Raw genomic sequence first — 22,444 nt, 5'->3', positions numbered from 1 at the left:
TATTGTTCAAGTATGATTTTGCCCTGGAGCTATTTTAAAATAGAGTTATCATAATTACTTTAAATAAGATAGAATTTGATATGTTGATTAATAACCAAATTAAGTAAGATGATGAAACTAATATTAAAACTAGCAATTCCTCTAATAAGTATTATTTATAGTGGTCAAATAATTGCACGCAATATCCCAAGTACAAATCCTGAAGAGATTTTTAAACGTTCAGAACAAAGACAGCAAAGTATTAATCAACAATTAATGCCCAATATGGATACACAAGGAAGTTCACTTTCTGTTATTACATTAAGTAGTGATACTCATCATTCCGCTATTTGTTTTCCAATAGATAAATTAAGAATTAATATTCTGGACGAAAAGAAAGTCATTCCATCCCTTTCTAAATATATTACTCAAGCAATAAAGTTAGAAGATCTTAATTCTCAAAAGTTAGATAAATTTGTTTTTAAACTTTCTGATAAGGAAGGACAGAAACCCTGTTTAAATGTGGGGCAGATAAATCAAATAAGTATTAACTTACAGAATAAATTAATAAAAGGTGGTTGGATTACCAGTCGTATTTTAGTTCCAGAGCAATCCTTAAAAGAGGGTGATTTATTATTTACTTTGGTAATAGGGTATCTTAATGATGTGATTGTTTCAGATAATAAGGCTAATACTTTTACTGCATTTCCTAGTGGTAAGGGAGATATCCTTAACTTACGTGATTTAGAGCAGGGATTGGATAATATGCGTCGTCTGCCTACTGTTTCAACAGAGATAAATATTATTCCGAGTAAAGAGAAGAATGCGAGTGATGTTGAAGTTAAATGGCAACAAAAAAAGAATCCTGTTCGTCTTAATATTTCTATTGATGATAGCGGTGGCAAATCAACAGGAAAATATTTAGGTACAATATCTGCAGCTTGGGATAATCCTTTACACTTGAATGATATTTTATCTGCTAGCTATACACATAATTTATTAGCAGGTCAAAAAGCAACAGATCCTAAAGGGAATGTAGATAGGGGTAAAACATACAGTTATTCTCTGGGATATAGTATTCCTTTTGGCTATTGGTTGGTTGATATAAATGCAAATCACTATTTTTATGATCAAGTAGTAGCAGGAGTAAATCGTAATTATCACTATACAGGTGACAGTGACCAAATGAGTGCTGATCTATCTAGAGTGTTGTATCGAGATGATAAGTATAAGCTCACTTTTGGTATTGGAGCGTGGTTTAAGGAAAGCAGAAGTTATATTGATGATGCAGAGATAGATGTTCAACACCGCAAAGTAGGTGGCTGGAAAGCGAATATTACACAGCGTAGTTATTTTAAAAAAGGCGTACTATCTAGTTCATTAACATATAAACGTGGTACACGAGCTTTTGGAGCAATAGCCGCTCCTGAAGAATTATTTAATGAAGGAACGGCTAAAGTAAAAATCTGGATAGCAGATATTAATTGGGAGATGCCTTTTAAGTTAGGGAAAGAGAAATTTGAGTGGCATAGCCAGTTACATGGACAAGTAAATCAAACAAAGTTGACTTCTCAAGATATGTTTTCTCTCGGCGGGCGTTATAACATCAGAGGGTTTAGTGGTGAAAAAACATTATCAGCTGAGAGAGGGTGGTATTTTAGAAATGATGTGGCGTGGCAATATAAAGAGAGTCATCAACTGTACTTAGGGGCAGATATTGGTCGATTATATGGTCCATCTACAAGGAATTTACAAGGAAATAGGTTAAGTGGGGCAGTATTCGGTTTGAAAGGTCAATTTAACAAATTAGGTAAATGGCATTACGATGTTTTTATTGGGAAACCGATTTATCAACCTAAGGGATTTAAAGCTGATTCAATAGTGACAGGTTTTAATATTAACTATTCTTACTAGGGGGATATTGATGAATACTATTCGTGTTGTTTGTCCTGTTCGTTTTCCAGATAAGGATTGGAGTGAGTCTGAAGTATTGGGAAGCATGGTTTGGTTGTGGCATCATGATACTCTTAGACAAGACGCAACGTTACCAGAAATTATAGGTTTTCTAATGCCACCCATTAAACTTAGGCAGTTTATCCTTTTTTATGATGCTGATAGACCAATAGGCTATATTAGTTGGGCAAATTTTAATGCCTCTACTGAATCTTTATATAGGCAATCTCATTTTAATTTATTAGAGAATGAACAGTATTGGAACTGTGGTGATAGGACGTGGATAATCGATTATTTTGCTCCTTTTGGCGATCATAAAAAAATATTCAATTTATCAAGGAAAATATTTCCACGATCAGTTGTTCGCTTTTTGAAGCACAAAGAATTACAGAGTAAAGAAAATAAGGTATTTCTTCATAGAGGTATAGATGTTAGCCGTGCTGAAATGTATAGCTGGGATAGAAAATATCCCTTAGGCATAGAAATAGAATGAATTAAGGAGAAAAATTATGAATAAGCGTTGTTATAAAGTGATATTTAGTCGTACATTACATTGTTTAGTGGTGGTATCTGAATGGGCTAAGGCATCTGGTAAAAGTCGTGATAAGCTCGTAACAGGGGTATCTGCAAATATCAAAAAAGTATCTTATATAATGCAACGCTTATCTGCGAGTATTTTACTTGGTCTAGGCTTAGCTACATTAAGTTTCCCTTCTTCAGCTGTTGGTATTTCAGAAGATGTACGTGCACCTCGTAATCAACAACCAATGATAGTGAAAGCGGCAAGTGGCGTTACTCAAGTTAATATTCAAACACCTACCTCGGCGGGCGTTTCAATGAACCAATATAGTCAATTTGACGTTGATAATAAAGGGGCTGTTCTTGCTAATAACCGTAAAGCGACTAAAGCTCGGATTGCGGGTTGGGTTGATGCTAACCCTTATTTAGCTAAAGGTGAAGCTGATGTTATTGTTAACCAAGTTAATAGTAATGATCCTAGTCAATTAAATGGCTATATTGAAGTTGCAGGTAAACGAGCAGATGTAATTATAGCCAATTCTGGTGGTATTACAGTTAATGGTGGTGGCTTCTTAAATGTTAATAAAACAATCCTAAGTACAGGGAAAACTCAGCTACACAATGGTAAAGTAACAGGACATCAGATTGAGAAAGGTAAGATTACTATTAATGGTAAAGGTTTAGATGTTCGTGATGGTAATTATACTGCTTTACTTTCTCGTAGTGCAGAGATTAATGCAGGTATTTACAAAGGTGATGGTAAGTTAGATGTTATTACTGGTGTGAATAGTGTTAATAGCAAGGGGAGTATTACCAATAGCAAGTCAGAGTTAGGTGATGCTAAGCATTTAGGTGTTGCTGTTGATGTTAGCCAACTCGGTGGAATGTATGCGGGAAGTATTCATTTGGTTGGTACAGAAAAAGGTGTGGGAGTAAATAGTGCTGGTCAAATACAGGCTAACGTACTTACTCTTAGTGCTGATGGAACCTTAAGTAATCGCGGTAAAATACTTACAGAATCTAGTAAAATAGATAGTAAAGGACTGAATAACAGTGGTGATATTAATTCAGGGAAATTACAGGTATCAACAGGGGCAATAAACAACAGTGGTAGTATTATTCAAACTGGTACACAGACATTAACTATTACTGCTCAGAATTTAAAAAATAGTGGTGGTGTTGGTATTAGCCATAGTAAGGATAATCAATCAGATTCCACTTCAAACACCTCAAATAAACCTTCTCAAAAATCAAAAACATTCAAAGATGGAGTTATAAAAGCGTCAGGCAGTATTAATAATACTGGCACCATTACTGCTGGAGGAAATGTTGTATTAGGATTACAAGATGGACTTGATAATAGCGGTAGTATAAAAGTAGATACCGCGACACTTAAGGATGGTATATTAAGCAATAGTGGTGATATCTTTGTTCAAAATGCAAACCTTACAGGTACTGAGTTATTAAACCATAATGGCTCAATCAATCTTGCAAAAACAGATACATTTAACTTTAATCAAAAAATAGATAACAAGGGTAAAATCACAGTAGCAGATGATATTAAATGGAATACAGATAAATTTAATAATGCTTATACAGGCACTGTTTATACCAATAAAACTTTTACCTTAAATGGAAAAGATTCATCTAATTTAGGTAAGATTATTGCTGATCAAGGTGTAGAGGTTGATAGTACAAAAATAACAAACCAAGGTAGTATTGAAACAAAGAATAAGCTATCTATTACGAGTGATAGTTTAATAAATAAGAAAGAGGGTAAATTAACAGCTTCACAGATTAATGTTGAAAGTAGCAGCATTGATAATGCAGGTAGTATTTCGCAATTGAATAATGCATCGCTAGCAGTGTCTACTGAGCACTTGAATAATTCAGGTAATATAGGTAAGGTGCCGACAAAAGAAGCGTCTAAGAATAGTAATCAAGTAACAAATAATACAGCGATTAACAGCAGTGACGATGGTGCGAATAGCATAATTAAAGCCAAGCAATTAAGTAATACAGGTGATATTGTTAATAATGGTAAGTTAGATGTAACCGTTTCCCAAAAAACAAAGAATACAGGCAATATTATAACAAATACCCTAACTACTAATGATATTGATAATAGTGGAGAAATAAATACCGATCTTGCTAATTTGTCAGGAAATAGTTTTGATAATACGGGAAGTATATTAGCAGAAACGATTAGAGCATTTAATTATACAGAACATATCAATAATGATGGGAATATTGTCACCAAAAATGATGTAAAACTAAAGACTGAAGCGTTTGATAATAGTGGTTCTTTAAGTAGTGCTTTATCAATTGTGAGTGAAGGAAATCAGTGGAAAAATAGTGGTAAGGTTGTTGCGAAGAATAACATAAGTCTGACTAATAATGTAACAGAAAATAAAGGAAAAATATTATCAGGTAAGCAGTTAATACTTGATACAAAGCAACTGACCAATAAACAAGATGCACATATTCAGGCAAATTTACTTAATATAACCACAGAAAATTTAGATAACAGTGGTGATATTGCTCAAACAAACAATAATAAACTGACTGTTAAAGCAGATAAGATTGAGAATAAGAAAGATGGGGTGTTGGGTAAAGCTTTACCTGATAATAAACCACCAGTAGATAATACATCTACGCAAAAAAATGATAAATTAGCCGATGCTACACTTTTAACAGGAACAATAACGGTTAGTAATACACTGACAAATACAGGTAAACTAACAGGTAATAATGAAGTTGTTCTTTCTTCAAATAGTCAGCTATCAAATCAAGGTAAGATAAATGTAACCCAGTTTACTCATACATCAGGAACATTAGATAATCATAGTGGTGAACTAGTTGCAGAAAAAGTGTCTGCATTTGGAGATGTATTTAACAATGAACAAGGTAAGTTACAAGCTCAAACATTCGAGAATATTGACTTTTCTAACAGTATTAATAACCGTGGTGGTAAAATTATAGGTCACAATGATTTTGTGATGAAGACTGCTGATTTAGATAATACACAGTTAGGAGAGGTATTAGGAGCAAATAATCTTAGTGTTGTAACAGATTCTATTAAGAGTGATGGTCGTATAGAAAGTAATAAGAACTTAGTTATTACAGCCAATAAGGTGTTAAGTAATCAAGGTAACATTAATGCAGATAAGCACCTTACTATTACCTCAACAAAAGTTTTAAATGAGAATGAATCAGCAAAAATATCCGCACAGACATTACAAATAAAAACAGATAATCTCATTAATGATGGTGAAATTAGCCAAACAGGTGATGCTTTATTAGCAATTAATGCTAAGAATATAGCTAATAATGAAAAGGCTTCTCTTGGTTCTGCATTTACTCATTCTTCTACTGTAGAAAAAAGAACAACAGATTCAAAGACAGATGGTAAGAAAACTGAGCCTAGTACGGAATCTAGTTATATCAATGTCACAGATTCAATTATCAACAATAATATTATTGCAGCGGGTGGTAAAACATCAATTTTAGCAACATCTAAACTAGATAATACAGGAACAGTTAAAAGTAGTGATTTAAATGTTAAGGGAGCTCTGAGTAATAAAGGTACAATTGTTGCTGATAATGTCACGATTAATGTTGATCAATTTGATAATCAAAGTGAAGTATCTGCACAGAAATTTGATGTACTTAAAGCAACAAATTTTATTAATACAGGAAAAGTACTTGGTAAAGATAGTTATATACTTAATGTAAAACACATTAAAAATACAGGTAAGAATAGTCAATTAGCAAGTGATAATGAATTAACGATTAATAGTGATACTATTGATAATGAAGGAGCAATAGTTGCTGATAACAATACAATTAATGTTATAACATCGTTAGAAAATAAAGGTGTTATCCACGCAGCAAAAAATATTGCCATAACAGGTAAAGAAGCAAGTGTTACTAATAGTGGTAATATCCAAAGTGCCAGTTCATCTCTTACAGTACAGGCTAACTCACTCCAAAATAAGGCGGGAGGGCGTCTTTTTGCAACTCAAAATGCAACAATTGATGTAGCCGAAAAAATCAGTAATAGTGGTGATATCCTTGCAAATAACACACTAAAACTATCTTCAAAATCATTACAAAATAGTATGCCAGCTACATTATCAGGTAAGAATTTGGTAATTAAATCAGATGATATATTAGATAATGCAGGCAATGTAAATGCAAAATCACTTTCTATTATTACCAATGAATTAAGTAATACTGGTACCATTAAGCAAACAGGAGTGGGAGACTTATCTATTCAAGCAGGTAGTGTGGAAAATACTGCTGAGGCAACTCTAGGTCAGTATGTAGAACAAAAGACTACTGAAACCACAAATAATGATAATAATACAGCAATAATACCAACTGACAATATTGGTAATATAACTGTTCAAGGAAAACTGAGTAATAAGAATCAGTTAATAGGTAATGGAAAAGTTAATCTAACATCAGCAAGTGATGTGACTAATCAGGGTGAGGTTAATCTCACTAATTTTACACTAAAATCAGGTGTGCTGGATAACCACTTAGGAAAGATCCATACTGAGCAAGCAAGCCTTCTTGGTACAGATTTAAATAACCAACAAGGTAATTTCATTGCAAATATATTTAAAGCATTTACTTTTAGCAACCACATTAATAATAAAGGTGGGGAAATTTTAGGTAAAGAAAACTTTATTATTAATACTGACGGTAAGTTTGATAATACAAATTCGGGTGTAATATCAGGAGAAAAAGGTTTATCAATAATAGCAAATGCGTTAGAGAGTGATGGGAAAATAGTTAGTGGTAAGCAATTATCTATTGATACAACTTTAGGTAATGAAAACAAAGTCACAAATTCAGGTGTGATGAGTGCTGATACAACTACAAAAATTTCAACAGAAAATCTTAGTAATCTAGGTGATAAGGCTACTATTACAGGTTCACTATTAGCACTAACTACAGATAGTTTGCTAAATTCAGGTAGCATAAGTCAAACCAGTAATCGTGATTTAGAGATTACCTCAGGAAATGTTAAAAATACATCTAATGCTAATCTTGGTGTAAAGATTTCTAACAAACCTTTGTCATCGCAATCAACATCTCCAGCGGCTACAGGGAAAATAGAAACACCAATTTCTTCTGATAAAGGTTTTATTACAGTAACAAATCTATTAAATAATATTAAAGATATTATTGCTTATGGTAAGACTCAATTGATAGCAAAAAATGGTTTGGATAATGCAGGGCGTATTCAAACGGAGAATCTTACTCAATTCCAAGGTGAATTAAGTAATACAGGTATTATTCATACAAATAATGCTTCCTTAGAAGGCTCTATTCTGACAAACACTGCTGAACTGACTGCAAACAAGTTTCATAAATTAGATTTTACTGCTTTGACAAACAGTGGATTACTTTTGGGTACTAAAGATTACATTATTAATGCTGATACATTAAAAAATATTGGTAGTGATAGTCAAATATCAACAGCGGAAAAGCTGACGATTAATAGTGATAGTATAGACAATGAAGGCAGTGTGGTTGCGAATACACAAGCAATAAAGGTAAGTACTGAACTGGAAAATAAAGGCTCTATTTATGCTGATAAATCAGTAGCGATTAATAGTGATAAACAGGCTGTAATAAAAAATAGTGGCGTTATTCAAAGTGGTCACTCGCTTGAGATTAATGCTAAAAATCTCAGTAATAAAGCAACATTGTCTGCTGGTAGCACTGTTAATATTGATATAGCAAAGCGGTTACATAATAGTGGAACAATTAATTCACAAACATTAAACATTACTGCAGAAAGCCTTGGGAATACAGGGAATATTCAGCAAACAAGTACAGGTAGCCTAAATATTGAGTCAGGTAAAACAGTAAACAAAAAAGATGCAGTTTTAGGTCAAGCACCAAAAACAAATAATAATGTTACATTAGATCCTTCATCTAAAGATACAAATACAAGTGTATCACCTGATAGTAAAATTATGGTTACAGGATTATTAGATAATGCAGGGTATATCACAGGTAATGGAAAAGTATCATTAAAGACTAAACATGGATTACAAAACCAAGGAAAAGTGACATTAGATTCCTTTACTTTAAACTCAGGTATATTAGATAATCGATCAGGAAAATTAAATGCTCAAACAATAAATGTTGATGCATCAACATTACTCAATAACAATGGCTTACTCACCGCTAAGAAATTTATACAATTATTATTTAAAGATAGTATTGATAATAAAGCAGGTACAATTAGTGGGCAAGAAAGTTTCACTATTAAGACTGATGGTAAATTTGATAATACTGAGGCAGGTAAGGTGTTTAGTGGCGATAACCTTATTATCAAAGCAGATACACTCGGTAATGCAGGAAAAATATTTAGTACTAATAAGTTATCTTTAGCAATTAAAAAAGCATTAAGTAATCAGAAAAATATTAGTGCTCAGCAGTTAGATATTCACTCTGATAGTTTAGTTAACCAAGGAATAATTTCCCAAAGTAGCAAGGGAAATATAGTAATTGAAGCGGGCAATATTATTAACCGCAAGAAAGGAATGTTAGGTGCTATTGTAGTGCCAAAAAATACGTCTAGTAAAAATAAGGGTGGTAATACTGGCTCTGATGATGTGTCTGGTGTTACTGCAGATGGTTCGGTTATTGTTAATAAATTACTGGATAATTCGGGAAGCATTGTGACGAGTGGTAGTGCTCGTATTACAGCAAATACGGGTATTGATAATCAAGGGGTAATTAAAGCCAGTCAATTAACCTCTAAACAGGGTAAGTTTACTAATACGAATAAAGTATTTGCTGATACAGCTATTCTTAACAGTACAACATTGACAAACAGTGGTGAAATATCAGTAAAAACATTTAAAAAAGTTAAAGCAGAACAATTGATAAATAGTGGCACTGTTATTGGTGAAGAAAGCTATAAAATTAATGCTGATACTTTGATTAATAAAGGAAGTGGAAGCTCTCTTGCTTCTTTAGCTACATTAACCAGTAAGGTTAAAACATTAACGAATGAAGGTCTTATTGAGGCGGATAAGCAAACAATAAATGTTACTGATAAATTAACCAATACAGGCACCATCAATGCGAATAAAGAAATCTCTATTGATGGTGGCACAACCGCAATAATTCAGAATAAAAAGCTGATCCAAAGTAAAGAATCAGGTCTTACTATCAAAGGTCAATCACTTGAGAATTCAGCTTTAACTACTATTTATGCTAAAGGTGAGCTAGGTATAACAACTGCACAACAAATTGAAAATGCAGGTGCAATTAATGGTGCTGATAAATTAACACTTAATGCAGAATCATTAGTCAATCACAAAGATGCAGCAATCCAAACACAAAAAACAGATATTGATGTAACTAAGCAAGTGGTTAATGATGGATTGATAAGTGCTCAGAAAACACAAAAGATTGAAACCAATAAATTAATAAATACAGGTACATTCGGGGCGACAGAAGAGCAAAATATCAATGTAAGCCAGTTAGATAACCGAAATGTGATAAAAACTGGAAAACTAAATATTACCAGTGATATTTTAAAAAATAGTGGTGATATTACACAAACAGGAAATCGCAATTTAAATATTTCTGCTGCAATTTTAGAAAATCACAAAGATATTGGTCATGAAAAGGCAGATTCTGCTTCTTCATCAAAAGATCAAGCAGGTACTACAACGCCTACTGCTGAAGCAGGACGTATTATTGCAGGTAAGTTAATCAATAAAGATACGATAGATGCAGGTGGTCGCATTGATATTAAAACCACCACGGCATTAAATAATAGTGGAACATTATTAGTTGATGATTTGAACGCTGATGGTGAGTTATTTAAGAATAGTAAAACATTAACAGCGAACAATATTACCAGTAAGGCTAAAGATATTCAGCAATCAGGTACACTTAATACTAAGATATTTGACATTAATGGTCAAAATCAAACAGTGGTGAGTAATACAGGTACCACAAATGCTCATTCTGCTGATTGGTCAAATTTAGTTGAGTTAAAAAATACAGGAAAAATTCTTGTTGCAAAAGACTTGGAACTTGGTGCAACGCTTTTCAGCAACTTAAAAGATGCTATTGTAAAAACACAGGGTAAATTAGGTTTCTCAGGTCAAAAAGTTGATAATAAAGGGCAACTTATTAGTCAGTCCCAAACATTTGATATCAGTAATCGTATAGATAATAAAGGTATTATTGCTTCCGCTCAATTACAGAAAATTATGGGTGGGGCAGTATTGCATAACTCATCTAATGCAGAAATTGATGCAGGTCAGATGGATTGGAAATTATCATTGTTAAATAACCAAGGTGCAATTATTCATACAGGTAGTGATACACTAGATATCAATGCGAAGAATGTTGACAATGATAAAGTTATCGGTCGTTCACCTATTGCATTGCCAAATAAGGCAGCGAAGCTAGCCAATACTTCTTCAAGTAAGGGCAAGGTTACTATAGATAAAAACACATCTATACCAACAAATAGTACAATTAGTGTATCAGATACTCTTTCTAATACTGGATTTTTAGTCAGTAATCACAATACGACATTAACTACAAATAATGAGCTTGATAATAGCGGACAAATAGCGGTTAGTACTCTTACAACGCAGGGTAATTCATTAATTAATAGCGGTACTATTAATGCAGATAAGTTATTATCAACTTCTCAGCAAGTTCAAAATACAGATAAGGGGGAAATAGTTGGCGATGATTTATCCTTTACTGGTAAAAAATTAATTAACCAAGGTACGATAGGAGCAGAGACGCAATTAACAGTTAAAGTATCTGATGTTGATAATAGTTCTGGTGAGTTATTAAGTAAGAAAAATTTATCTGTGACAGCAAAAGAATTAGATAATACGAGCGGTAAGATTCATTCTGTTGATAAAGTGATAGTTGATGTAACAGGTGGTACGCTCACTAATCGCTCTGATGGTGATATCTATGGTAAAGATGTCAGTGTTGATTTTTCCACGTTAAATAACCAAGATGGTCGTATTGCAGGACATAAAACAGTAACTCTAACAGGAACTCATTCAATCAATAATAATGATGGCGGTGAATTAATTGCTGGTGGAGAATTAGTTAAAGGCAGTAAATTAGTTGTAGGTGGTAGGTTAACTATTAATGGTGGACAAACACTCAATATTGATACTAGTACAGGAAAAATTAAGGGACAAGATACTATCATTACCGCTAAATCATTAGTTGGTGATGAGAATGTACAGGCTCGTCGAGATTTAGGTTTACATTTACAAGGTAGTTTAAATATAAATAGTGATAAAGTTGTTGATGGAAATCTTGATATTACTAGTGCAGGAAATATTACAAATAATGCAACCTTAAGTGGTGGAAAGACAGCACACCTTCAAGGTTCTGTTATTAATAATGCTGGTACGATTATTAGTAATAATAAAACTCATATTGAGGGAAGTAAACTTACTAATGAAGGTTTAATTAATAGTAATGGTGTTACACATCTTGATGTAGAAAATGAATTAATAAATCAATCAACAGGTCGTATTTATGGTGATAATGTTGCGATTGAAGCTGACACGTTAACAAATCACAAAGCAGAAAATGATGCAGGTGTTATTGGTGCTCGTAAGCAGTTATCTATAGGTGTTAAACATATAAATAATTATGGTGGTGATGAGAAAATAATCGACAGCTCTTCTGATAAAAAAGTAGCTGATAAAAATCCCCAAGATAGTTTGACAAACAAATGGAATAAGGAGAAAAAAACAGCTAAAAAACCAGCTAAAGTTAAGAAAACGAAGCAAGCACAGATTGTTTCTCAAGGAAGTTTATTCATTGGTGGAGACTTAGATCATAACTTAAATGTACAGGGTCAAGCAGATACTTTAGTTAATAAAGGTGGATTAATTGAAGCGAAAGGTGATGCTGATATTGCAGTTAAGGAACTTAAAAATTTAAATAATTATTTTGATAAGGCAGTAGATTTAGCCTCTAAAAAGACTAAGAATATTGTTAAGTATGGTGAAGTGGGGAGTTCAGAGAGGCTTGTAGAAGGTATTGATGGACATTTTAGTGAAGGAAAAAAACATATATACTTTGATTTTTATGATCCTCAAAAAACAGATTTAAAATGGAGAGGTGGACATGCTGAAAATGTTCGTTGGTGGGACTATAATGAAATTACTTATAGAGAAAAAGTTATTGCCAATAATCCAGGGAAAATTATTGTAGGAGGCGATCTACATATTGATGGTAATAACTGGCTGAATGAAACCAGTAAAATTATTGTTGGTGGTCGCTTAACTGGTAATACAGATAATATTATAAAAAATGCGGAGCCTAAAAAAGGTTATGAAACAATAGAAAAAGAAGGAACAGAGGGTCGCTATTGGTATGGAGCAACAAGGGCTGGGAAGTGGAGACATAGAGTTAGACGTAATGAGCATAATAAATCTTTTAGACCACAGCCTGTGATAACAGAGTATGATTTTAAGGAAGGGATCAGTGTCACCAAGGATAATGTTGCCCAACCTAACTTTGAGGGTACTGAAGTAACCACCAATCAGGTTTTAACAGCAAAAGCAATTACGGTTAATAATAAAGGGGTTTCGTTTAAGACATTAGATAAAATAGATGTTCTCTTACCTAAGAGTAACTTATTTATTGTAGATGCTAATGATCCTGATGTACTTATTAAAACGGATCCAGATTTTGTAGGTCATATAGGCTCAGTAAGTTCAACAAATAAGGTGTCAATCAGTAAGAATGATACACAGTCTGTCAAAAAGGAGCATATTGATGACTATGGTAGTGAATCAAGCAAGGCAAAATCAGTCCCTGTAAATAAAGTTAAACTTAAAGATACTGATAAAGCTATTGCGGGTAAGATAACTGCTATTACTGATAAACCTTTGGTAGTAGATGATGTGAACACTGCATCAGTCTCAGATGATGATATTGTTTTATCTGCAAAAGAGGTAAATAAATCACAGGCAACTAAGATTAATAAAACTGAAATTAATGGTAATACTAAAACTATAGAAAGTATTGAACCTATTAAGTCTGGAAAAGTTAATTTAGATGATATTACTGTTGCATTACAAGAGAAAGCGACAGCACGATTAAAAGGTATCGAAAGCTCAATTGATCCTGTTGTTACTCTACAGGGTGATGCCCCACAAGTTGTTACATCAGTGAGTGCTAATCCACAGTTTAATGCTCCGTATGTACCTGCTAAGTTAGAAAATAATCCTGCCTTAAAACCCGATATGCACAAACGTATCGGTGATATGTATTATGAGCAACGTTTAATACAAGATCAAATTACAAAACTCACAGGGCGTCGTTTTGCGTTAGGGTATTACAATGACTTAGAGCAGTATAAGGCCTTAATCAATAATGGTGTTGAGTTTGCAGAGCAATATGATGTTAAATTAGGGGTTAAACTCTCTCCGAGTCAGATGAAACGTTTGACCACAGATTTGGTGTGGTTAGAAAATCAAGAAATCACCTTAACTGACGGTACAAAACAAACCGTTACCGTCCCTAAAGTATATCTCCGCAGTCGCAATACTGATGTGAATACAGCAGGCAGTTTAATCAGTGCTAAGTATATTGACTTAAAGAGTGGTGATATTGGTACGCAAGGTGCTATTGTTGGTTTTGATGGTAATAAACTACGGGCTAATAATTTTGATATTACAGGTAAGGTTGTGGGAGGCTCTGTTAATATTGATGCCACCAACAAAGTGACTATTAACGGTGGTTCTGTTACTGCCGAAGATAAGTTGTTTGTAAAAGGTAAGACTGTTGATATTAAAACAGCCACATCAAGCTATGGTAATGGCAGTGAGTTAGGTAGTGGTACGGTGATTGACCGTGTAGCAGGTTTACATTTAACTGGTTCAGATAAAGCTGATGTAGTGAATGCGATTGTTGTACAAACAGAAAATGATATTAATTTGAAAGGAGCAAAAATCACGAATAATGCTCAGAATAAAGGTATCACACAATTAATTGCTAAAAATGGTTCAGTAAATATTGATGCGGTCAAAACGTCAAGAAAAGAAGGCTTTGGCAAGCTAACCGATAAAAATCATCGCCGATTATCGATTGAACAAGAAGTAGGTAGTCACATTAATTCAAATACTGATGTTGTTATTAAGGCGGGCGATAAGGTAAATATCCGTCAAGGTGAGATTAATAGCACTGCTGGTCATATTGGCATTCGTGGTGAAAAAGGGGTAGAGATTAGTGAGGGGCGTGATAAAGAAAGAATTAAAGGTGCGACCTATGATAAACATAAAGGATTTTTATCGTTATCAACCACTAAAACAATAAGAAGATATGATAATCAAAATAATGTTGCTATTTCATCAAATATCACGGGAAAAACAGTTGCTGTTCAAAGTGGTAAAGATGCAGATATTAATATTACAGGGAGTAATATTCTTAGTGATGATGGTACCTCAGTAGAAGCAGGTGGTAAGGTTACTATTGAAGCCGCTAAAAATTATTCTCGTCATAATGACTTTAAACAAACCAAAAAATCAGGGTTTACGGCTAGTTTATCAGGCGGTGTTGCTAGTATTGGTTATGGGAAGTCTAGATCAAGCCTTGATCAAAAAGGTGCTAGTACTTCTTTAACAGGAAGTATCATTAATAGTCGTAATGGTAATAATACTGTTATTGCAGGTGATGATTTAAATCTTATTGCTTCTAAGGTTTCGGCTGGAGGTGATGTTAGCTTACGAGGTAAGAACGTTAATTTACTCACTGGAGCGGAAGAAAATACGTTAAATATGAAAGCACACAGTAAAAGCTCAGGGTTTTCAGTGGGGTTAACATATTCACCAGCAATGGCATTTGTGAATGCTTATAACGAAAATCGTAAGAGTGGTAGCTTTAGTGATAGTACTGTTGGTAAAGTGATGCAACAGGGTACAGGATTGCTCAAGGCAGGTATGGCAGCCGCTACTCCTGTGGTGGTTACTGCTGGTCATCATAAATCATCAGCGTATAAGAATACCAATGTATCAGATGGTTTATCCAGTGAAGTGAATGCAGGAGGTAAGTTAACTGTTGTTGCCACAGAGGGAAGTATTACTAGTTTAGGAAGTTCATTATCCGCAGGTAGTGATGCACTACTTTCAGCCTACAAAGATATTACATTAGGTTTTGCACGTTCAAGTACAAATCAGACAGCAGATAATAAGAAAAGTGGTTTTAGCGTTGATAATCGAAATTGGATATCTCCTGCAGGAATTTATCGTGATAAAGGTGACGGTCAGGGACAGTTAGACTCTGCAACAGGTACGGTATTATCGGTTGGAGGAAAATCAACACTTCAAACTCAAACAGGTGATATAGATATCGTAGGAAGCAGTGTTGTCTCTGAAGGCGATAATATTATCAATGCAGCTGGGGATGTTAATATCGTCTCAACACAAAATAGCAAGAGTCAAAGTGAGTCTCATAAAAGTAAGGGTATCGGTAGTGCTCAGATATCCGATACAGAACGCTTTGATGGTTATATGAGTGGTAGAAGTAATGCAAGTGATCAAAGTGTAGAGCAAGTGCGTAGCCTTGTAGGGAGTGAAGCAGGGAATGTACATATTCAGGCAGGTGGTCATTATAGACAGCAGGTAGCAGACGTACTTGCCGATAAAGATATTAGTGTTAGAGCTAAAAGTATCAATATTTTAGAGGATATGAATAGTGGTAATAGTCATCAATCTTCTAAGGACTTAAAAATAGGGCAGTTTACAAAGGTGAGTTCACCCTTAATTGACTTGGTTAATGCTGTTGATGAAGCAAGAAAAAGCAAGGCAAATGATAGAGTGAAAAGCCTACAAGGACTAGCGGTAGCAAGTCGAGGATATCAAGCATACGATACAGTAAAAAATGGTGGTGCATTAGTAAAAGTGGAAACAGGGGTTGGTTTTAAAACAGCGAAATCACAGCAAGATAGTCAATATGCACTTTCACAAAGCAATAAACTGAATGCAGGTGGTAATGTAAGTTTAACGAGTACAGAGGGTAATATTCACTTACAAAATACCAATGTTAATGCAGGCAATTTGATAGCGTTAGATTCAGCGAAAGAGATTTTACTTGAATCAGGGCAAAGTCATAAAAAAGCTGATGGCAGTAATAGTAGTGCGGGCTTAAGTGTGGGGGTTGGAGCTTCAGTTGGTGCTCAAACAGGGGTATATGTTTATGGAGAAGCAGGTTGGAGTCAGGGAGAAAACCATCTTGATAGCAATACTCATCGTAATACCACATTAACATCAGATAAGCTAAGCCTTACCAGTAAAGGAAATACCACACTGAGAGGGGCAACGGCTAAGGCAAATCGTATTGATGCAGATATTGGTGGAGAGCTAACAATAGAAAGTCCACAAGATGTTGTTAAACAATCCAGTGAGCAAACAGGAGTGGGAGCACGAGTACAGCTTTCATTAGGTACCGCTTGGGAAGTATCAGGTAATGCGAGCCATTCAGAAGGGAAATCTAATCACCAGCAAGTGAATGAACAATCAGGATTATTTGCAGGTGATGGTGGTTATCACGTTACGGCTGAAAACGTTGACCTTAAAGGTGGAGCGATTGCGAGTACGAATGCCAAAAATAGCGAGCTTATTACAAATAAAATCACTTTCTCAGATGTACAAAATCAGAGTGAAAGCAGTGCGGTGAGTGCGAGTCTTTCAGGAAAAACAGGTGAGAATGAAAATGGACAAGATATCACGAGTGTGAGTCCTAGCTTACCGATGAAAAATGGTAATAATGACAGTTCTGTCACGAGAGCCACATTAACAGAGGGCAAAATCACCTTAAATAAAGATACCAACCCAACACAAACCACTGCAAAAGCGTTAGGAATTAACACCGAGCTTACCAATGCCAATGTTCAAACAGAGACACCAAACGATGTGGGTGAAATGTTGAAAGAGCAAAGTACGATTAACAGTGCCATTGGTGATGTAAGCAGTGCAGTGAATACCTACACACAATCAAAACAAAAAGAAGTTGCAGAAAAACTAAAAACCGCTAAAACCCCACAAGAAGTGGCTGAAATTAAAGCGGAAGTAGAAAGTTGGGGTGTGGGTGGAAGTAATAAGCGAGCTGTTGATACGGTTACCACCTTATTAACCACCGCACTTGCAGGTAAATCACCGACTGAGGTTGCCGCTGCAACAGCTTCCCCCTATTTAAATGAAACTATTCACAAGGCGACAGAGGGTAATAAGACCGCTAACTTATTAGCCCACGCAGTGCTTTCAGCGGTGGAATTTAAAGTCGCAGGTTTAGACCCAACGGTAGGGGCATTATCAGGTGTCGCAGGAGAGGGAACAGCAATGGTTCTGGCTGAGAAAGTGTTTAATAAACCAGCAAATCAACTCACACCAAAAGAGAAAAATATTCTTATTACGGCTTCCACACTAGCAGGCTCATTAGCAGGGGCGACTGGTGGCTCAGTAGAAGGTGCTAATGCTGGTGGAGTGAGTGCGAAGACGGCGGTTGAGAATAATAATTTAGCAACGACGATGGCTAAAAGAAGTTATCCTGTTATTAGAAAGGTTATTTGTAGCCAAAAGTGTCAAGAAGCTATTATTGGATTAGGAATTGGTTCTGCTATTGTTTTATCTAGTTCAGAAATCGAAGAGGCAGTGAGCGTTGCTATTTCACAAGATCCTAGGAAAATATCTAATTTAACAGATTTACAAAGACAGTATTTAAATGAACAAATTTTAAATAAAAAAGGAATATTTATAGGAAATCAGCAGGTATGGATCCCAAATACTAGTGGTGGATTTACTCCAGTTGATCCAGAGCTAGTTGTAACTACATATGGTGGAAAACAAATCATTGATCCAAGAATTTTTGTAGATAATACAGGTGGAATTCAATATCCTGATGATTATGAAATACCAAATAATACAGCAGGAGATATAGATCTTAATACTCTAGATGTTCCTAACCATACAGGTGGAGATCAGTTAGTAAATAAACCTGATCTACCATTAGCTTTAGAAAAAAGTAATGATGAGAAATATTTTACAAAACCTAAAACTGAAGAAATCACTGGTTTTGAAAACTTAGTTAAAGCTAGGAGAAAAACGCTATTGCAAGGAGGAGCAGGTAAACGTGCTAGATGGAAAGATCAAGATGGAAATATTTATGAATGGGATTCTCAACATGGTGCATTAGAAAAATATAATAAACGAGGTAAGCATTTAGGAGAGTTTGATTATAAAACAGGTAAGCAATTAAAATCTGCTGATAAAAAAAGGAGAGTAGAGCCATGATTAGAAAAATTGTAAGAAATATCACAATTTATCATATTGATCATGATGATGTGGTAGAGGAAATTATTATTACAAATGAACAATTTGAATATTTGAAAAGTAAAATTAATAATACAGGAGATCCTAATGTGTATTATATTTATGACATAACTCTAAAAGATTGCTTAAGTGCAGGAATAAAAATTCCCAATAAATATTATACTAATTATGATTTTCAACTGGACTATGAATAAAAAACTGCTGTCCTGTCCGCACTACGGTGTCCTGTCCGCACTACGGACAGCTCTTTCTTTAACTATGATTGAGTGATTTTTAGTCTAAATCTGCCTGCTTTTTTATAAATTAAGCAGGCGATTTTTTATTTCTAGCAAATTTTTTTAGATTTTAATCACTGATTTTTAAAAGTTACTTTAAAAACCTAAATTTTAACTATAATTATACCCTGTTCTCTGCGGACAGTTAAAAGTTGCAAATTTTAGTATAAATCATACCGCTTATTTATGTCTGTTTTTATTGTTTTGATACCAAACTTCATTTGGTGTTTTCCCTTTCAAATTTTGATGAGTGCGTTGGTTGTTGTACCAATATTTAAACAGAGTTAAAAAACTGTTTAACGTAAAATAACTTTCAATATAATGCGTTTTAATCATCGGCTTAAGTGTGCCAAATAATCTCTCTATTCTGCCATTGCACCACGGTGAAGCTACAGGTGTAGTTTGTTTTTTGATATTGACTAATTTTAAAAAAGTTTTAAACACAAAACTATTAAAAATAATTTCATTATCTGTGCGTACCTTTTGAGGTTTGCCATATTTTGCAATGGTTAGGCATAGATAACCGAGTAACATCCAACTGGATTTATTTTTGATAGGTTGCAAATAAAGTAACTTACGAGAGCCGTGATCGAGAATACCCAGTAGCATTTGAGAAGAGTAAAAACTTAAATCCATTGCCCAAGTATGGTTGATTGCCACTGCTAGAGGTAATTTTTGCTTTATTTTATAACGTTGTTGCTGGATCTGATATTGATGTTTTTGAATTGTGTTGGCAACAAAAGTTTTACCAACTGTTTCAGATTTATGTAATTGATTAAAGGTATTCGCTATTTTTCTACAGCCAGTATTTTTACCCATAATAGCTTTAAGGTAAATTACTTCATTAATAACCCATTGTGGTTTAGGTCTGTTTTTGTATTGTGTGTTTTGAATGAGGGGTATTTGTTTGGTTTTAGTATAATAAACTTGTTGTTTTAAATAGTTATATTCGATAAAAATGATAAGAAAAAACAGTAGAAAGTAGAGGTGTCCTGTCCGCACTACGGACAGCTCTTTCTTTAACTATTATTGAGTGATTTTTAAAAGTAACTTTAAAAACCTAAATTTGAACCATAATTATACCCTGTTCTGTGCGGACAGTTAAAAATTGCAAATTTTTATTTAAATCATACCGCTTATTTACGCCTATTTTTATTGTTCTGATAGCAAATATAGATAGAGTTAAAAAGTAATTGAAAGTAAAATAACTTTCAATATAATGTTTAATAATCAATATGTTCTTTCACAAAATAATAACCTAAACACAGGTAGCAGATGTAGTTTCCGATAAAGATATTAGCGTTATTGATAGTAACACACATAGCAATACCACATTAACATCAGATAAGCTAAGTCTTACCAGTAAAGGAAATACCACACTGAGAGGGGCAACTGCCAAAGCAAATCGTATTGATGCAGATATTGGTGGGAAGCTAACAATAGAAAGTCCACAAGATGTTGTTAAGCAATCAAGTGAACAAACAGGGGCAGGCGTACGAGTACAGGTTTCACTGGGAACAGCTTGGGAAGTATCAGGTAATGCGAGCCATTCAGAAGGGAAATCTAATCATCAACAAGTGAATGAACAATCAGGATTATTTGCAGGTGATGGTGGTTATCACGTTACGGCTAAAAATGTTGACCTTAAAGGTGGCGCGATTGCGAGTACGAATGCCAAAAATAGTGAGCTTATTACAAATAAAATCACTTTCTCAGATGTACAAAATCAGAGTGAAAGCAGTGCGGTGAGTGCGAGTCTTTCAGGAAAAATAGGTGAGAATGAAAATGGACAATATATCACAGGTGTGAGTCCTAGCTTACCAATGAAAAATGGTAATAATGACAGTTCTGTCACAAGAGCCACATTAACAGAGGGTAAAATTATCTTAAATAAAGATACCAACCCAACACAAACCACTGCAAAAGCACTGGGAATAAACACCGATATTTCAAAAGCAAATGTTCAAACAGAGACACCAAATGATGTGGGTGAAATGTTAAAAGAGCAAAGTACGATTAACAGTGCAATTGGTGATGTGAGCAGTGCAGTGAATACCTACACACAATCAAAACAAAGAGAAGTTGCAGAAAAACTGAAAACCGCTAAAACGCCACAAGAGGTAGCACAAATAAAAGCAGAAGTAGAACGCTGGGGTGTGGGTGGAAGTAATAAACGAGCGGTTGATACAGTGACAACTTTATTAACCACGGCACTTGCAGGAAAATCACCGACTGAAATTGCCACTGCAACGGCTTCACCTTATTTAAATGAAACTATTCACAAGGCGACAAAGGACAACAAGACTGCAAACTTATTAGCTCACGCCGTACTTTCAGCGGTGGAATTTAACGTAGCAGGCTTAGACTCAGCCACAGGTGCATTATCAGGTGTAGCAGGTGTCCTGTCCGCACTACGGACAGTCTTATCTTTAACAACAAATGAGTGATTTTTAATCTAAATCTGCCTGATTTTTTATAAATTAAGCAGGAAATTTTTTATTTCTAGCAAATTTTTTTAGATTTTAATCACTGATTTTTAAAAGTTACTTTAAAAACCTAAATTTTAACTATAATTATACCCTGTTCTCTGCGGACAGTTAAAAGTTGCAAGTTTTTATTTAAATCATACCGCTTATTTATGCCTGTATTTGTTATTTTGATACCAAACGTCATTCGGTGTTTTTCCCTTTAAATTTTGATGAGTGCGTTGGTTGTTATACCAATATTTAAACTGAGTTAAAAAACTGTTTAACGTAAAATAACTTTCAATATAATGCGTTTTAATCATCGGCTTAAGTGTGCCAAATAATCTCTCTATTCTGCCATTGCACCACGGTGAAGCAACTGGAGTAGTTTGCTTTTTGATATTTACGAGTTTTAAAAATGTTTTAAACACAAAACTATTAAAAATAATTTCATTATCTGTGCGTAACTTTTGAGGTTTGCCATATTTTGCAATGGTTAAACAGAGATAACCGAGTAACATCCAACTGGATTTATTTTTGATGGGTTGCAAATGAAGTAATTTACGGGATCCGTGATCGAGAATACCCAGCAGCATTTTAGAAGAGTAAAAACTTAAATCTATTGCCCAAGTGTGATTGATAGTGACTTCTCGAGGTAATTTTTGTGTTATTTTATAGCGTTGTTGTTGAATTTTATATTGATGTTTACGGATAGTATTTGCCACAAAAGTTTTACCGACAGTTTCAGAGTTATGTAAGCGGTTAAAGGTATTCGCTATTTTTCTGCAACCAGTATTGTTTCCCATTATCGCTTTAAGGTAAATAATTTCATTAATTACCCATTGAGGTTTGGGCTTGTTTTTGTATGGTGTATTTTGAATGGAGA

The 22,444-nt window shown here is 34.4% G+C and carries 7 protein-coding genes and 1 pseudogene; 6 read left to right on the top strand and 2 right to left on the bottom strand.

The window, feature by feature from the left end; all coding sequences use genetic code 11:
- Nucleotides 1-108: 108 nt before the first annotated feature.
- The 4 genes from U9966_RS09590 to U9966_RS09575 are packed head-to-tail and all read left to right on the top strand — an operon-like array spanning nt 109 to nt 19,012.
- Nucleotides 109-1,893: a ShlB/FhaC/HecB family hemolysin secretion/activation protein gene (locus tag U9966_RS09590; RefSeq protein WP_306353493.1), complete on the top strand. Its 1,785-nt coding sequence runs from the start codon at nt 109-111 to the stop codon at nt 1,891-1,893.
- Nucleotides 1,894-1,903: 10 nt separating this feature from the next.
- Nucleotides 1,904-2,425, top strand: coding sequence for a toxin-activating lysine-acyltransferase (locus tag U9966_RS09585; protein WP_306347778.1), 522 nt, complete (start codon nt 1,904-1,906; stop codon nt 2,423-2,425).
- A 16-nt stretch (nt 2,426-2,441) separates the two neighbouring features.
- Nucleotides 2,442-18,779: a hemagglutinin repeat-containing protein gene (locus U9966_RS09580; protein WP_306347779.1), complete on the top strand. Its 16,338-nt coding sequence runs from the start codon at nt 2,442-2,444 to the stop codon at nt 18,777-18,779.
- The gene (locus U9966_RS09575; protein WP_306347780.1) at nt 18,776-19,012 is read left to right on the top strand and encodes a hypothetical protein; all 237 of its coding nucleotides are present in this window, start codon (nt 18,776-18,778) and stop codon (nt 19,010-19,012) included. Before U9966_RS09580 ends, U9966_RS09575 begins: the two co-directional genes overlap by 4 nt.
- A 261-nt stretch (nt 19,013-19,273) precedes the next feature.
- Here U9966_RS09575 and U9966_RS09570 read toward each other — a convergent pair whose 3' ends face one another.
- Nucleotides 19,274-19,912 (bottom strand): integrase core domain-containing protein, encoded by a 639-nt coding sequence (locus tag U9966_RS09570; protein WP_322631702.1) that lies wholly within the window; start codon nt 19,910-19,912, stop codon nt 19,274-19,276.
- A gap of 476 nt (nt 19,913-20,388) precedes the next feature.
- Between U9966_RS09570 and U9966_RS10255 the strand changes: the two are divergent.
- Both U9966_RS10255 and U9966_RS09565 read left to right on the top strand, forming a co-directional pair.
- Nucleotides 20,389-20,571 (top strand): annotated as a pseudogene (locus U9966_RS10255) (hemagglutinin repeat-containing protein); the annotation flags it as partial.
- Nucleotides 20,572-20,670: 99 nt separating this feature from the next.
- Complete coding sequence (locus U9966_RS09565; RefSeq protein ID WP_306347845.1) at nt 20,671-21,540, top strand: hypothetical protein; 870 nt, start codon at nt 20,671-20,673, stop codon at nt 21,538-21,540.
- Nucleotides 21,541-21,725: 185 nt separating this feature from the next.
- On the opposite strand, the gene U9966_RS09560 is transcribed toward U9966_RS09565, so the two are convergent.
- The gene (locus tag U9966_RS09560; RefSeq protein ID WP_306347846.1) at nt 21,726-22,364 is read right to left on the bottom strand and encodes an integrase core domain-containing protein; all 639 of its coding nucleotides are present in this window, start codon (nt 22,362-22,364) and stop codon (nt 21,726-21,728) included.
- Nucleotides 22,365-22,444 lie beyond the last annotated feature (80 nt).

Source organism: Pasteurella atlantica, assembly GCF_963693435.1.
In the GTDB taxonomy this organism is placed as follows: Bacteria; Pseudomonadota; Gammaproteobacteria; order Enterobacterales; family Pasteurellaceae; genus Phocoenobacter; species Phocoenobacter atlanticus.
Note: the sequence above shows the minus strand (reverse complement) of the source record. Positions and strands in the feature narration are given on the sequence as shown.

What these genes read in the sequence shown, in the direction of transcription:
- U9966_RS09590 (WP_306353493.1), top strand. Translation starts at nt 109, where the DNA reads ATGATGAAACTAATATTAAAACTAGCAATTCCTCTAATAAGTATTATT.
- U9966_RS09585 (WP_306347778.1), top strand. Translation starts at nt 1,904, where the DNA reads ATGAATACTATTCGTGTTGTTTGTCCTGTTCGTTTTCCAGATAAGGAT.
- U9966_RS09580 (WP_306347779.1), top strand. Translation starts at nt 2,442, where the DNA reads ATGAATAAGCGTTGTTATAAAGTGATATTTAGTCGTACATTACATTGT.
- U9966_RS09575 (WP_306347780.1), top strand. Translation starts at nt 18,776, where the DNA reads ATGATTAGAAAAATTGTAAGAAATATCACAATTTATCATATTGATCAT.
- U9966_RS09570 (WP_322631702.1), bottom strand. Translation starts at nt 19,912, where the DNA reads ATGGGTAAAAATACTGGCTGTAGAAAAATAGCGAATACCTTTAATCAA.
- U9966_RS09560 (WP_306347846.1), bottom strand. Translation starts at nt 22,364, where the DNA reads ATGGGAAACAATACTGGTTGCAGAAAAATAGCGAATACCTTTAACCGC.